Raw genomic sequence first — 15,441 nt, forward strand, 5'->3', positions numbered from 1 at the left:
TCAGGAAGGATTTTTGGCAATGTCAAAAGTAGTTCAGCAAGGTCTTCGTGTTTTAGAAGTAGAAGCGCAAGCCATCATGGGATTGCGTGAACGCATTGGTGCGGAGTTTGAACAAGCTGTAAAGATGATTAAAGAGTGCCAGGGAAAACTTGTTCTTACCGGAATGGGTAAGTCCGGGCAAATCGCTCGAAAGCTTGCGAGTACTTTTTCTTCAACAGGAACTCCTGCTGTTTTCTTGCATCCTGCGGAGAGTTCGCACGGAGATTTAGGCCTTGTTGAAAGTGATGACGTTGTGATGGCGCTTTCTTATGGCGGGGAGTCTCCAGAGTTTTCTGGCATTTTAAGATTCGTGGCTCGCAAAGGAATTCCTTTGATTGCGATCACGGGGAAACCGGGTTCTTCGCTTGCAAAAGCGGCACAAGTCACTTTGAACGTGCATGTTTCTGAAGAAGCATGTCCTTTAGGTCTCGCACCTACGGCAAGCAGTACTGCGACTTTGGCGATGGGTGATGCTGTTGCGATGGCGGTGATGGCTGAAAAAGGATTTAGCTCTGAAGACTTTGCTGAGTTTCATCCGGGTGGCAGCCTCGGCTATCGTCTTTTGACTCGTGTGAAAGATGTGATGCACACGGGAGACGCTTTGCCGACGGTGGGTCTTGAAGCTCCGATTCGTCAGGTGTTCTCGATTATGACTCATAAAGATGTTCGGGGTGCTGCAGGTATCGTGGATAACAACGGTGATCTTGTCGGGGTTATTACCGATGGTCAGATTCGTCGTCGTCTTGAAAAAAGTGATGATCCTTTGACGGGTGTTGCGAAAGATTTAATGACAACAAATCCCCGCACGGTCGATGTGAATGAATTGGCGGAAAAAGCTTTGTTTGTGATGGAGCAATTCCAAATCAATATGCTTTTTGTGCTTGATAAGGAATCATCGCAGCCCAAGAAACCAGTGGGCATTTTGCACGTTCAAGATCTTTTGCGTGCTCGTGTTCGTTAAACCTGTTGTTAAGGGGCAAGACCTGTCATGTGTCTTGCCAAGATCTTTGTCTCTTTTATCTAGATAAATTTTGTTCCTATAAAATGTCGGAGAGGTGTCTATGAGAATCTCCGACGTCTCTATTCGCAATGCCGTCTTTGCCTGGATGCTTTTTGCAGGCTTTCTTGTGTTTGGATTCATCTCTTTTCTGCGATTGGGAGTCAGTCAATTACCTGATGTCGATTTTCCCGTTGTTAACGTGTCTCTTACTTTGCAGGGGGCGGCTCCCGAGATTATGGAAACCAGTGTGGTCGATCCGGTGGAAGATGCCTTGTCTTCCGTGGAAGGAGTGGAGCGCATCAGTTCTATCAGTAAAACGGGAGTGGCAAACATCACCATTGAGTTTGAACTGGATCGCAATATCGATTCCGCTTTGCAAGAGGTACAGACAAAGGTTGCTCAGGCACAAAGACTGTTGCCTCCGAACGTGGATCCTCCTGTGATCACGAAAACCAATCCCGATGATCAACCGATCATTTGGCTTGCGCTGACTTATGAGAAAAATGATCCGTATTTTTTAATGAGTTATGCCAAGGATTATTTGAAAGATCGTTTCACGATGGTGCCCGGAGTGGGTGACATAATACTTGGTGGTTATACGGATCCCGCCATGCGTGTCTGGGTGGACTCCAAAAAATTGAAGAACAGAAATATGGCCGTCGGGGACGTGATGGATTCCATCCGTTCACAACATGCCGAGATTCCCGGTGGATTTATTCAAAACAAGACGAATGCTTTTAATGTTCGCACCTTAGGGGAATTTACCGATGCGGAGGGTTTTGACGATATGATTGTCAATCGTCGCGCCGGAATGAATATTCAAGATCCGTTGAACATCGTGCGTTTGAAAGATGTTGGATATGCCGAAGAGTCCCTGTCCGAAGTTTATCGCATCTCTCGTTTCGACGGCGTTCAGGCATTGGGTTTAGGTATTAAAAAACAATTAGGTTCCAATGCCGTGGCTGTTGCCACTGCAGTTAAAGAAAAAATAAAAGACATTCAAAACGAACTGCCGCCGGGAATGAAAGTTCAGATTAACTTTGACTCCTCTCGTTTTATTGAACAGTCCATTCATGAAATGATTAAGCATCTGACCCTTGCCGTTTTGTTGACCTCTTTGGTCTGTTGGGTGTTTTTGGGAAGTTTCACGGCGACACTCAATGTGCTTTTGGCGATTCCAACATCCATCATGGGTGCTTTCATCGGAATTTATTTTTTTGGTTTTACATTAAACACGTTCACCTTATTGGGACTCACGTTGGCGATTGGTATTGTGGTCGACGATGCCATCATGGTTCTGGAAAATATTTTTCGTTACAATGAGCGGGGAATGGGGCCCATCGAGTCTGCCATTATTGGTGCGCGCGAAATCACGTTCGCGGCTCTTGCTGCCAGTATCGCCATCATCGCGATCTTTTTGCCAGTCGCCTTTATGAAGGGTGTGATTGGAAAATTCTTTTTACAATATGGAGTGACAATTTCTTTAGCTGTGGCGTTGTCATTGATGGAGTCTTTAACAATCACGCCGATGCGTTGTTCAAGTTTCGTTCATCCAGGTCATCGCACCACCAAAATGGGACAAATGTTTGAAAAGTTTATGGATGCCTGGCGGAATTTTTACAGCCGCACTTTGAGTTGGACTTTGAATCATCGCTGGGGTGTTTTGCTGGGATCTTTGGTATTTGTCTTGGCATCTTTTTACTCCTTGAGTTTCCTCAATAAAGAACTCACGCCGGTGCAAGATCAGGGGCTGTTTATTTTGCGTTTAATGCTTCCGGTAGGTTCTTCTTTAGCAAATACCAATAGCAAAGCTCACGAAGTAGAGAAATGGCTGCGCTCTCGGCCGGAGCTTGCGCATCTTTACGTTGCTGTTGGAGGACTTGGTGGTGCCGGAGGAAGCGATACTAATACGGGAGTGATGTTTGTGACTCTGAAAGATCAGGGGAAACGCGGAACGGACCCGCATACGGGAAAAGAGTTAACACAACAGGAATTTATGGGAGTGGCGCGAAAAGAGCTGAGCAAAATTTCCGGTCTTAAAGTTTTTATGATGGACCTTTCAAGTCGCGGATTCTCGACGGGGAAAGGTTATCCTATTGAGTTTGTCCTGCAGGGACCTGCCTGGGATAAGCTGGCGGATCTTAGTGAGAAGATGAAAACAGATATGAGAAATTCAGGTTTTATGGTGGACGTGGATTCTGATTACCTCGAGGGAATGCCAGAGATTCGGATCACGCCCAATCGCGATCAGGCGGCCACCCGTGGAGTGAGTGTTGAAGATATTGGAACGACCATACAAGCGATGATTGGTGGAGTGAAAAATGGTCAATACACAAAGAACGGACACCGTTATGACATTTACGTTCAGCTTAAAAAAGAACCCGATCCTCGTGTCGAATTCAAAGACATTCTTATTGCCAATGGCAGAAACAATTTGATTCCTCTTTCAAAAGTAAGTGATCTTGAAGAAAAACCAAGTCTTCAACAAATCACGCGCGTGAATCGTCAGCGCGCGATCACGATTTATTCGAACTTAGCTCCCGGTGCGTCCCAAGAGAAAGCGTTGCAGTTTGTGCAGGAAAAAGCGAAGGGTTTGCCGCCCACATACTTTGTCTCACAGTCAGGTGCCGCAAAAACTTTCCAAGAGTCTTTTAATAGTTTGATTTTCGCCTTGGCGCTCGGAATTTTAGTGGCCTATATGGTTCTTGCAAGTCAGTTTAACTCTTTTCTAGATCCTTTAACGGTTCTGATGGCATTGCCTTTTAGTTTTAGCGGTGCTTTTTTTGCGTTAGTTTCGATGAAACAATCTATCAATATGTATTCGATGATCGGGGTTCTTCTTTTAATGGGGATCGTAAAAAAGAATTCGATCTTACTGATTGATTTCACCAATGCCGTCAGAGATCGGGACTCCTCGAAAGGAGCCAACGAAGCATTGAAAGAGGCCTGTCCGGTTCGTCTTCGTCCGATTATTATGACTTCATTTGCAACGATGGCAGCCGCTATACCTTCCGCCTTAGCCTCAGGAGCGGGCTCCGAAACTTTTAAACCTATGGCGATCACTTTGATCGGCGGTGTTTTCGTTTCGACGTTTCTCACTTTGTATGTTGTACCTGCTACCTATTCACTAGTGGAAAGATTTAGAAGACGTGATGTGCGTAAGAAAGAAGTTACGCAGGCTTTTGCAATAGTCGGTGATAAAGCGGGAATCAGTTTTCAGCCGATGCCCGATTTTATTGAGGACCAAGACAAACCGACTCCTAAAGAGACGGCTGTTTCACAAGATAAGACATAAAAATGATCTCCCGGCGATCGTCCGCTTAAAGGGGACAGCTCTGTGGTACAGAAATATGAAAACTGATCCAGTTTAGGCATTTAAACCCCGAAAAGAATATTAAGACGCGACATCTGAACGTTTTATGAGGGGCTTGAAATGAAAATAATCCTGATGGGTTTGATATTTTGGGGATGTTGGGCTCACGCCAATCCGCTAAATTTAACTTATCAAGGACGTATCGTTAAAGCGGATGGAACTCCTTTAGAATATTCCAATGTCAGCTTTCTTTTTGAAATCGCCAATCCCAACGGAAGCTGCGTGATCTATCGCGAGCAAATCGATGGTATCAATATGGCGAATTCCAAAGGTGTTTTTGATGTTCCTATCGGTGTGGGGACTCGTTTATTTCCGACGACTCCTGTTTATAAAATTTCAAGCGCTTTTGATAATTCTGTAATTCACAACTGCTATGGCGGAGCAACTTACACAGCTCTTGAAGATGACACTCGTGTTTTACGAGTGCAGTTTCATGATGGAATAGGTTGGAAACTAATCAGTCCTTCGAATGTGATTCGCTCTGTGCCTTACGCTTTGTCAGCGTTTTCAGCGACAAAGCTCGGAAGTTTAGGTGTTGGTGATTTTCTTTTAAAAACAAATCTTCCGGGTGCGGCCTGTGGAGCAGGAAAAGTCCTTACATTTGATGGAACAAACTTGAGTTGTGTTGTTGATGCTGGAGGATCTGGTGTTATTAATGATGTTCTTGCTGGAACGGGAATTAGTGTTTCGGGAACAACAACGAAAACTGTTTCTGTAAACATTGGTTCCACTGCGGGAACTGTAGCTGCGGGTGATGATTCGCGTTTTGCAAATGCACGTGCGCCTATCGGAGCGGCAAGTGGAGACTTGGCTGGAGCTTATCCGAATCCCTCCGTGGCGAAACTTCAAGGGGTGGCTGTTTCTAATGTGGCTCCGATGAGTGGGCACTTTTTCAAGTTTGATGGTGCCCAATGGAGTAGTGCTGCTATTGGTATGAGTGATGTTACAAACTTGAATTCTTCTTTGAGTAACTATCACACGGTGGCTGCGTTTAATACTGCTGTTGGAAGTGCGAACTGTGGTGCTCACCAGACGCCGTATTGGAATTCTGTCTCTAGCTCATTTCAATGTCAGTCGATCAATGTTTCTGTCGCGGGTGATGTGAGTGGAACTATTGGTGCTGTTTCTGTAAATAAAATCAAAGGTGTCGATGTTGATACGACGGGATTAGCTACTGGCCAAGTTTTAAAGTACGACGGAACTAAGTGGGCTCCTGCTTCTGATAACAATGCTGGTGGTACTGTTACGAATATCGCGACAGGCACTGGTCTAACTGGAGGTCCGATCACTTCGACTGGAACTATTTCTTTAGCTAATACTGCTGTGACTGCGGGGCCCTATGGTTCAACAACTCAAGTTGGAACTTTCACGGTTGATGCTCAAGGACGTTTAACTGCCGCTTCCAATTCTGCAATTGCTTTTCCTGTGACTTCTGTCGCAACGAAGGGCGGTGCAGTAACTTTGGATTATGGTGATATCAATAATGCCGCTTCAAAATATTTAACTTACAAACCTAACAATGTTGCTTGTGCCGACGGCCAAGTCATTAAATGGATTGCTGCAAATTCTCGCTGGGAATGCGCGAATGATGTCGATACCAACGCTGGCGGTACTGTTACAAATGTCACGAGTGCTAATAGTTATTTATCGGTAGCGACAGGGAACTCAACTCCTGTTCTTACTGTGAATGTAGGAACAGTTGCCAACACTGTTGCTGCTGGTAATGACTCTCGCTTTACAGATGCTCGTACTCCAACAGGAGCTGCTGGTGGAGATTTAACTGGGACTTATCCAAATCCTACTTTAGCAACCACAGCAGTGACTGCGGGAAGCTATGGTTCAACTACGCAAGTTGGAACATTCACTGTAGATAGCAAGGGTCGTTTGACAGCCGCTTCAAATGCGGCGATTGCGTTCCCTGTTACTTCTGTTGCAACAAGAACTGGTGCGGTTGTTCTTGATTATGGTGATATCAACAATGGCGCTTCTAAATATCTGACTTACAAACCCAACAACGTCGCTTGTGCCGACGGCCAAGTCATTAAATGGATTGCTGCAAATTCTCGCTGGGAATGCGCAAACGACACTGACACAAACGCTGGCGGTACTGTTACGAATATCGCAACAGGTACTGGCTTAAGTGGTGGACCTATCACCTCAACAGGAACTATTTCTCTTGCAAACACAGCGGTCACTGCGGGTTCCTATACTCGCGCAAATATCACTGTTGATGCTCAAGGTCGCTTGTCGGCTGCAAGCAATGGTGCCGCAATTAATCTTGCAACGGAAGTGACTGGTACTTTACCAATCGCAAACGGTGGCACCGGACAAACAACAGCGATTGCTGCCTTCAACGGTCTCTCGCCAAGCACGACAAAAGGTGATTTGATCGCACACGATGGAACGAATGATATTCGTTTACCAGTCGGAACAAATGGACAAATTTTATCCGCGAACTCAGCGCAAGCATCGGGTCTTCAATGGATCACTCCAACAAATGGAACTGTGACTAATGTTACCGGAGCAGCTCCAATTGTTGTGGCGACAGGCTCAACAACTCCCGCAATTTCAATCAACGATGCAACCACTTCAACAAAAGGTGCCGTGCAAGTAGGTGCGGGTATCGCTGTAACATCAGGAACTATCAGTGCCGACCCTGCGAACTTTCCTTCAGCGGTTCCCGTATCTAAAGGTGGTACGGGAGCAACCTCTTTGACGGCCAATAGAATAATTGCCTCGAATGGGACAGGATCGGCTTTTACGACATTTAATTGTGCCGTTGGGCAAATGGTTTCATTCGATGCTACAGGCATGATGATATGTTCATCTTTTTCATCTGGATCAGTATTTCTAAACAATGGAAATTCATTTGCTGGAAATGCAGTGATTGGAACCAACGATAATTTCTCTTTCGAGATAGAAACAAATGGTTCCACAAAGATGACGGTTCTTCCGAATGGGAACGTCGGTATTGGAACGGCATCGCCCAGCGAAAAATTGACGGTGAATGGAATGATTGAATCCACCTCCGGAGGAATTAAATTTCCAGATGGAAGTATTCAGACGAAGGCGACAGTCGCGGGCAACTTGGATATTCGTAGGGGATCTGCAGCACTTTTAACAGGTCTTAATTTAAACGGCAGTACGCCGACATACGACGTAGCTATTCCTGCGACTTTGCCGGAAGATACGCGGGCGATCATTATGATTGTTCAGTACAATCATGGATCTTCGACGACGGGCACTCATGGATACATCACATTTAATGCTTATCAAACGGGAACCACTGCTGGCGAACCTGACTATAAGACCGCTTATACTAAGCAAAGTTTTAATGACTACGCTAATACTCATCAAGTCGAAATGTTAGTACCGTGGCGTCCTGCTTTGGCTGATAGGCTCACAGTACAAGTGACGTACTCATATAATACCGATCCGCTGAATGTTTATAATATTTCCTATGGTGGTTATATTTCCGCAAGCGGTGGAGCGACACCGATAGGATCTTGGAATGAAGCCTCAGGAAATGCTTATCGATCCATTGGAAATGTCGGAATCGGAACGACGTCTCCTGCAGCAAAGTTAGATGTGCAAGGAGAAGTTAAATTCGGCAACACGGCATCGGCCTGCAGCGGAACGACAGAGGGGCAACAACGCTATAACTCAACGACAAAACAAATGGAATTTTGTAACGGCACTGCGTGGAAGTCATTCCGGCCTCATGTCACAAGATGTAGCTATTCAACGGGAAACTCGACGACGAGTGGAACCTATTACAGCAGGACTTGGATTGCAGGAGATTGTTCAAATGGACTTCCATCGGCAAGCCTTACATATGATGCAATTGCAAACAGTCTTTCAAGTAATGGCTCTGTCACAAATGCTTCTTGCTATACGAATTATGGAAATGTTTATGCAAATGTGTCGGGCGTTAACTTTGTCGTTGAATGTCTTTACATTGAAAAACAATAGGCCCTGAGCGAATGGAGCTTGTAATGAAAACACTTTTGATAAGTTTGATATTTGGGGGATGCTGGGCTCACGCCAATCCTCTTAATTTAACTTATCAGGGACGTATCGTTAAATCCGACGGAACGCCATTAGAATATAACAACGTTAGCTTTCTTTTTGAAATCGCCAATCCCAATGGCAGCTGTGTGATTTATCGTGAGCAAGTCGATGGAGTGAATATGGCCAGTTCCAAGGGTGTATTTGATGCTCCTATTGGTTTAGGAACAAGATTGTTTCCAACAGGTCCTGTTTTTAAATTTTCTACTTCGTTTGATAATTCAATTTCTCATAGTTGTTATGGTGGCTCTACTTACACTCCCTTGGAAGATGATAATCGTGTTTTGAAGGTGCAGTTTCACGACGGCGCAGGCTGGAAGCAAATCAATCCTTCAAATATCATTCGCTCGGTGCCTTATGCTTTATCTGCGTTGTCTGCTACGAAATTAGGAAGTTTAGGTGTCGGTGATTTTCTTTTAAAATCAAATCTTCCTGCTGCAGCTTGTGATCCGGGAAAAGTGATTACTTTTGACGGAGCAAATTTTAAATGCGTAGTTGATGCCGGTGGCTCGGGTGTTGTGAGTGATGTTCTTGCGGGGACGGGAATTAATATCACAGGAGCTTCGACGAAAACAGTTTCTATCGCTACTAATGGAGTTACTACCACAGAACTTGCTTCAAATGCTGTGACTACCGGGAAAATTTCTGACGGCAATGTGACAGGTGCAAAATTGGAGACTCTTGCAGGTCTTACAGCGGGTTCTTATGGTTCCGCGACAGTTGTTCCGTCCATCACTGTTGATACAAAGGGGCGTGTCACCGCGATTGCTACCAATGCTATCACAGGTCTTCTGCCTGCCGCGAGTGGCGTCGCAGGAAAATATCTTCAATCTGACGGCTCGTCTTGGTCGGCGCAAAATATAAAGTTTAATGATATCAAAAACAGTGTCGGGGCCAGTGCATTTAATACCAGTGCTTGTGCTGACAACCAAACTGTCAAATGGTCTGCGCTCACTGACATGTTTGAATGTCAAAATATTGGATCGTTAGATGCGTCTGCAATTTCCTCAGGAACAATCTCTGCGGCTCGTCTTCCTCCCAGCGCTTCGATATGGCAAGATGGCGGTGCTGGTGCAATCTATTATAACAGTGGCAAAGTAGGAATTGGAACGGCAAGTCCCGCTTATTCCCTCGACGTGAACCGCGACGGCGGCACCTACAGCGACATGGTCCGCATCCAGAACCGCAACAGCGCAGGAGGAAGTACGATCCTCTATGCTGACAACGCGGGCACGACCCAGGCGTTCACGGGCTACGGAAACGCCGGCCTGGGCGGACCCTTCGCAAACACATTTTTCTTCGCGACCAATGCCAAACCTCTCACCTTTTTCACCGATGAGACCGGTGTCGGAGATGGCATCGTCCGCATGACAATCAAACCCTCCACCGGCAATGTCGGAATTGGCACTAACAATCCTCAAGCCAAGTTAGATGTCAACGGCGTGATCCGTGCGACAGATATTTGTGATGAGACGGGTGCAAACTGTAAGGACATCTCGGCGGGCTGGAGTTCTGGCGGTTCCGTGACGTCAATTGCGACCGGCACAGGATTAACAGGCGGGATTATTACAACATCTGGAACGATTTCGATTGCAGCCGGAGGAGTGAGCGCAACTGAGTTGGCGACAAATGCGGTGACGACAGGAAAGCTCGCGGACGGCAACGTCACTGGCGCGAAGCTTGAGACTCTTGCGGGTTTAACTGCAGGTACTTACGGAACTGCAACAGCAATTCCTTCCGTGACTGTCGATACGAAAGGTCGTGTGACGGCGGTCACTACTAATAACATCACGGGTTTGTTACCAACTGCGGCGGGAGTCGGCGGCAAGTTTTTGAAATCAGATGGAACTAGTTGGGCTGGTGATTTTGTTAAATTCAGTGATGTGAAAAATTCTGTTGGCACTTCTGCATTTAATCTTGCAGGTTGCTCTGCCAGTCAGACCGTGGCATGGTCTTCGCTGACGGACATGTTCACTTGTCAAAGCATTGGATCTCTTGATGCGGCAGTCATTATCACAGGGACGATCGCTTCGGCGCGACTGCCTGCGGGTGCATCGATGTGGCAAGATGGTGGCACTGGAAAAATTTATTATAATTTAGGCGGTGTTGGAGTCGGCACAGCGAACCCTCAAGGGCTGCTTGACGTCGCAGGTTCAAATCAATTTTATTTGGGAACAAATGGTGCTGCTTATCGAATGCTTGCCAGTGATGGGACGACTCTTTATTTAAGACCTCCTGTTGACGGGAATAACGTTGAAATTCGAGACGGAAATACGGCCAATGCACTTCAGTTTGTTGTGGGAAATTCGGCCCGAATTTCTGTTTCTACCCCCGTGGCTGGATTGGGAGATCTTGAATTTATCACGGATCCTGCAAGTGGAGACGATGGAGATTTTATTTTCAAAGGTGGCGCATCGAGCACAGAATCTGTTCGTATTAAAGGCAGTGGGAAAGTGGGAATCGGTACAACAAATCCGACGTGGATGTTAACGAATTCGTCTGCGGCTAATTTTACGGATCAATCTCCGTTAGGACTTGCTGGTGCTAGTTCATTTGTCTGGGAGCATCCATCCACTAACACGACGCTGGGTTACACTTCTGCGATTGTGAATAGCTATTCGGCAGCCAATGCATCAGGGTTGTTAATTAAAACAGCAGATACAAATTCGTCAACGCGGATTTTAACGGCAAATAGTGGAGGAATAGATCGATTGGTCATTCGCGGAGATGGAAGTGTTGGTATTGGTACTGCATCTCCTGCGGGACCGCTTGAGGTGGTTGGAGGATCGGCTTTCTTCACTCGCTCTCAGAATGATCAGTGGGGAAGTAATCTCGTAGTTCGAAAGGACAGAGCCGGAGCTGCCGTTCAGAACGCCGATGAAATTGGTTATGTTAATTTTGCTGCTTATGACGGCACGGCCTATAGAACGGCGGCTTCGGTGGCGGCACAAGTTGATGGGGCTCCTGGTGCTAACGATATGCCGACACGTCTTGTTTTTGCGACGACTCCTGACGGTAGTGGTGCAACCGTTGAGCGCATGCGGATTACGAATGGCGGAAACGTTGGTATTGGTACAGCAAGTCCGGGCCAGAAGCTGACGGTCGCTGGAGCGATCGAATCAACAACAGGAGGCGTGAAGTATCCCGATGGAAACACGCAAACATCTGCGTTTCAAAAGACGATGACGATTCGGCAGAATTCGCCGGGAAACTTCAGTTTAGCGGATGGTGCGTCTGTTGGATATACGGCAAGTTGCAATGCTGGTGAAATTGCAACCGGTGGAGGTTGTGCAGATAGTGGGCATAAAATGTTCTACCAAATGATTCCGTCGCCAACAGGATATTCTTGCTATTGGTACAATACCTCTGGTGCAACGGTCACAATCACTGGGGCGGCGGTCTATGTGAATTGCCTCAAGTAAATTTACGCAAATGGAGATGCCGGTTACTGAGTTTTCTCCAACTCCCGGGCAAGATTATAAAGTGAGTGGTCCCAAAACAAAGTGTGAGTGGGAGCTTCCTCAGCATATTTTTTCTGTATTTCGATGATTTTACTGCGCGTTTCGGTGAAGAGTGCTACCACTTCTTTAACACCTTCTTTTGGCATGTTCATGACTTGTCTGTGTTCCGCATAGTTGTGCACTTTGGAGTGATAATCCGGAGTTTTTAATATGTTCGGGAGTATTCCATAAAAAGGAACTTTAGTTCTTACAGTTAGGCCACGGGCTAAAGGAGCTTCTCTAAAGTCGTCCAGTTTAATTTTTACATCTTTTAAATATTTGTGCAGTTCCAGGGCTTTTTGAATATGTCTATCTAGCTCCTCATCACTTAACCCGCTGACAAACAAGCGAGAATTCACCCAGGACGCCGTCGGCGAGAAGTGGGGCCAATCACACAGATGTAGAATGACGTAAAAATAAAGAGGATTTAGGTCCTCGTCTAAATCAAATGTCTTTGTTGGTATTGCGGTGTCTTTTTTTTCCTGGAACTTTAGTTCGGCTGTAATGGCATCAAGATTCTTTCGACAAATTTCGAAACTCCGTGTGTCCTGAACTAAAAGTGAGATCAATTTAAAAAGTAAATAAAATTCTTCCGTGATATTGAGTTCCAGCGTTTTTGAAACTCGTCCCAGATTTTCGAGTCCTAGATGACGGTCTTTGCGAAAAAGATTTTTGTAATAGCTTTGGGCCACGTTCGTTTTTCGGGCGGCAATGGCATAAGAAAAATTTTTCTTAACGGCTTTTAGATAACGAAAGCGCGCGGCCAAAAAATCCCTGTAATCAGAGTAATTCAAGATGCTCGGAGTTTCAGTCGAATTTACCAGCATGAACCTTATCCCCCCCTAAAACGCCAGCTTAGAAGAACTTTATTGTCCGCTACAAGCGATCAAAATAACGTGCATCTTGCGCTCTTGATTAATAAGCAAACAATTCTATGTACTTATAAAAAAATTGAAAGTGAACCCGTAGGTTTACTTTTTTTTCAAGATGCTCTATATACGACGACTATGGGAAAACAGCCACAAGACTATCGTGATCTTCTCAAAGCGCACATTCTTCAAAAAAAAGAAAAGAATGCTCGGTACACGCAATCCTATTTCGCCCAAAAGATGGATGTCTCCAAGAGTTATTTGGCGGCAGTACTGGCGTGCAAGAAACATCTTTCTGCTGACAAACTGGATATCCTTTGCAGGGCTCTTCAGATGAAACCAGATGATTGCATGTCTCTTTTAATTTCCTATGCATCTCAGGTTCAATCACAAAAATATCTTATGAAAACTGTTGCGGCCCTTCACTATGAATATCGTCTGTATTCCGCCACTCGAGACCTCAGAAACATGTCACGAGCGGAAAAAGCTCTTCTAACGGATGAAGTGCGCAGCACTCTTTTTTCTTTGATGTCGAGCATTCCCAATGGCAACGTGCAAAAAGCTCATGCGACTTTGCGTAATAAAAAAATCTCTCTTGCTGAAGTGAAGAGTGCTTTAGCCTGGCTTGAAGACAATGATTTTCTGAAATTGGAAACTCACCGAGGAGGCAAAAAATACAAAGCCATTCAATCCTATCTTCGTGGAAGTTCACAGCCCGGTCCACAAAAGTATATTCCATGGCTTGAAAATGCGATTGAGGTTTTAGAAAATCCGGAACAATATAGCCCCCTGCGCGTTCAGTCCTCTACCTTCTCTTTTGACGATAAAACCTTGCTGCAGTTGCAGGATGAGTACACAAAATTTCTTCAACGTACGAAGGAACTCAGTGATCAATCCAGCAATGAAGGAAAGGTCATTGTACTTTATCTTCAAAATTTGTTTTACACGCTCGCCGCCATCGACAATTCCATCGAGGACTCCAAGTAGCGATACAAAATGAACATTTGTCACTCTTGGCAGCTCAAAGGGCGCTTCATGTTTAAATTCGGTGAAAAGACGGTGCGGCGACGAAGAATGTCTAGTTTCGTTTCGCCAATAGTATTTTGCTGAGTGCGATTGATAAAGCTTTGAGTGGCTTTTAAATACAGTTCGAGCAGGACCGTATTCACACAGTCCGCCGTGGTTCCCGTCATTGCGAATTGAAAGCTTGCGGGTTCCACGCGAACATTTCTTCTTGTTCCCATGTAGCCAACAACAAAACGATCGATTTCAAAGTCGGCGTTAGAGTTTGTAAGCAAGACAGTGACTTCTCGGGTCGCTTGATTGATTTTAATCAGACTGCGATCCGTTTTTCTAAGACAGACAAAGTAAGTGCGTGAATTATAAACCTCGCTGCCAGTAACAAAAACAGAAGCTTTTTTATTCGTATTTTCGTTGGCGGCCCCTTTGGGATTGTTTAAGAAGACGCTTATATAATTAAAGAACACGGGATTTCCGAAGCTATCGACCTTCGGTAAATCATCGTAAGGATCCGTCGGTGAATTCAAATGCATAACATGTCTGCTGACCTCATAACGGCGAATGTAACGACGGTCGGCATCGACAATCACAATTTCTTTGGGTGCTTTACTTTGCGTGAACAAAGAAGTCGCGAGATTCTCCGTGCTGATGCGCAACTCATCTTTAGGAAGATTTTTTCCAGAACTATCGACCTCGGACCATGCTCTTAAGGCGCGTTCGGAAGGAGTTTTACGATCAAGGCTTGTGTAGCGAAGGACCGGAGCTCCGGTCGTGTTTAAGCATTCAGCAGGTTCTGACCCGGCATCAATAGATGTGATTCCAATGTAATCGCGCGAACTTTCTTCTTTAGGATCAATGCGAACCACATTGCGAAGATCGCCTTCGATATCTTTTAAGGCCGAAGACATTTCAAATTGGCCAGAGCTCCAGACTTCCAAATTTTTATGCTCTGAAAAGAACTGATGCAAAAGGTACGTCGCCGTGCTGATGACCAGAGCGGAAAGTCCAATTGCTAAGAGTAGTTCGACGACGGTGAAACCTTTTCTCATGTTTATCTCTTAAAAATAGTCATTTGACTGTGTAGAAGACTTTGTCCGGCGCCTTTGTTCTGAGCGCGCACATGTAAAACGACTTTGCGTAAATAATCCGAATAAACCGGAAGCTTTAATGAACTGGTGCTAAACGTGGCATCAGCTGAACCCGCGTTCGTTGTTTGCCAAATTATTTGGATTTCATTTTCCTGCGGATTCGCGATGCCGCACATTTCGGAATTTCCACTCACCAAAGTTTCAGAGACGAAGTTCCCCTGGAAATTATAAGTGCGATAAAGACATCTTCCCAAAGGAGGAAGGTCTGCGTATTGAAGACCTTTTAATTCAATCACATTGTTAGTCAGAATTTCCTTTAAAAGAGTGGAGTGATCGATCTGAGACTTGTGTGTTCTGTTTGATAAAGTGAGAAATAAAAAGACGCTCACACTCACCATTGAAATTGCAACGGCAGCCATGACCTCGACGAGAGTCATTCCTTTTGTGTTATGGATCTTGAGTTGGAACTTCTTCATAAGGAATC

Annotated in this window: 8 protein-coding genes; 5 read left to right on the plus strand and 3 right to left on the minus strand. The window is 45.4% G+C overall.

From position 1 onward, the window contains the following. Positions 1-19: 19 nt before the first annotated feature. The 4 genes from AAAA78_RS03855 (at position 20) to AAAA78_RS03870 (ending at position 11,902) form a co-directional block, all read left to right on the plus strand. Positions 20-1,000: a KpsF/GutQ family sugar-phosphate isomerase gene (locus tag AAAA78_RS03855; protein ID WP_340590416.1), complete on the plus strand. Its 981-nt coding sequence runs from the start codon at positions 20-22 to the stop codon at positions 998-1,000. 100 nt (positions 1,001-1,100) lie between these two features. Further along, positions 1,101-4,334: an efflux RND transporter permease subunit gene (locus AAAA78_RS03860; protein WP_340590418.1), complete on the plus strand. Its 3,234-nt coding sequence runs from the start codon at positions 1,101-1,103 to the stop codon at positions 4,332-4,334. Positions 4,335-4,472: 138 nt separating this feature from the next. Beyond that, on the plus strand, positions 4,473-8,384 hold the full coding sequence (locus AAAA78_RS03865; RefSeq protein WP_340590419.1) for a beta strand repeat-containing protein: 3,912 nt from the start codon (positions 4,473-4,475) through the stop codon (positions 8,382-8,384). A 23-nt stretch (positions 8,385-8,407) separates the two neighbouring features. Continuing rightward, complete coding sequence (locus AAAA78_RS03870) at positions 8,408-11,902, plus strand: beta strand repeat-containing protein (protein ID WP_340590420.1); 3,495 nt, start codon at positions 8,408-8,410, stop codon at positions 11,900-11,902. 23 nt (positions 11,903-11,925) lie between these two features. Here AAAA78_RS03870 and AAAA78_RS03875 read toward each other — a convergent pair whose 3' ends face one another. After that, a complete protein-coding gene (locus AAAA78_RS03875) occupies positions 11,926-12,807 on the minus strand; it encodes a hypothetical protein (RefSeq protein WP_340590421.1) in 882 nt (293 codons plus the stop codon). Between the two features lie 180 nt (positions 12,808-12,987). On the opposite strand from AAAA78_RS03875, the gene AAAA78_RS03880 reads away from it, so the two are divergent. After that, complete coding sequence (locus tag AAAA78_RS03880) at positions 12,988-13,836, plus strand: hypothetical protein (RefSeq protein ID WP_340590422.1); 849 nt, start codon at positions 12,988-12,990, stop codon at positions 13,834-13,836. Positions 13,837-13,856: 20 nt separating this feature from the next. Here AAAA78_RS03880 and AAAA78_RS03885 read toward each other — a convergent pair whose 3' ends face one another. Next, a complete protein-coding gene (locus tag AAAA78_RS03885; protein ID WP_340590423.1) occupies positions 13,857-14,918 on the minus strand; it encodes a PulJ/GspJ family protein in 1,062 nt (353 codons plus the stop codon). A gap of 2 nt (positions 14,919-14,920) precedes the next feature. Further along, positions 14,921-15,433, minus strand: coding sequence for a PulJ/GspJ family protein (locus AAAA78_RS03890; RefSeq protein WP_340590424.1), 513 nt, complete (start codon positions 15,431-15,433; stop codon positions 14,921-14,923). Positions 15,434-15,441 lie beyond the last annotated feature (8 nt).

Origin of the sequence: Bdellovibrio sp. BCCA (genome assembly GCF_037996825.1) — a bacterium.
GTDB lineage: Bacteria > Bdellovibrionota > Bdellovibrionia > Bdellovibrionales > Bdellovibrionaceae > Bdellovibrio.

Excerpts from the sequence above, each read along its gene's own strand:
- AAAA78_RS03855 (WP_340590416.1), top strand. The coding sequence starts at position 20 with ATGTCAAAAGTAGTTCAGCAAGGTCTTCGTGTTTTAGAAGTAGAAGCG.
- AAAA78_RS03860 (WP_340590418.1), top strand. The coding sequence starts at position 1,101 with ATGAGAATCTCCGACGTCTCTATTCGCAATGCCGTCTTTGCCTGGATG.
- AAAA78_RS03865 (WP_340590419.1), top strand. The coding sequence starts at position 4,473 with ATGAAAATAATCCTGATGGGTTTGATATTTTGGGGATGTTGGGCTCAC.
- AAAA78_RS03870 (WP_340590420.1), top strand. The coding sequence starts at position 8,408 with ATGAAAACACTTTTGATAAGTTTGATATTTGGGGGATGCTGGGCTCAC.
- AAAA78_RS03875 (WP_340590421.1), bottom strand. The coding sequence starts at position 12,807 with ATGCTGGTAAATTCGACTGAAACTCCGAGCATCTTGAATTACTCTGAT.
- AAAA78_RS03880 (WP_340590422.1), top strand. The coding sequence starts at position 12,988 with ATGGGAAAACAGCCACAAGACTATCGTGATCTTCTCAAAGCGCACATT.
- AAAA78_RS03885 (WP_340590423.1), bottom strand. The coding sequence starts at position 14,918 with ATGAGAAAAGGTTTCACCGTCGTCGAACTACTCTTAGCAATTGGACTT.
- AAAA78_RS03890 (WP_340590424.1), bottom strand. The coding sequence starts at position 15,433 with ATGAAGAAGTTCCAACTCAAGATCCATAACACAAAAGGAATGACTCTC.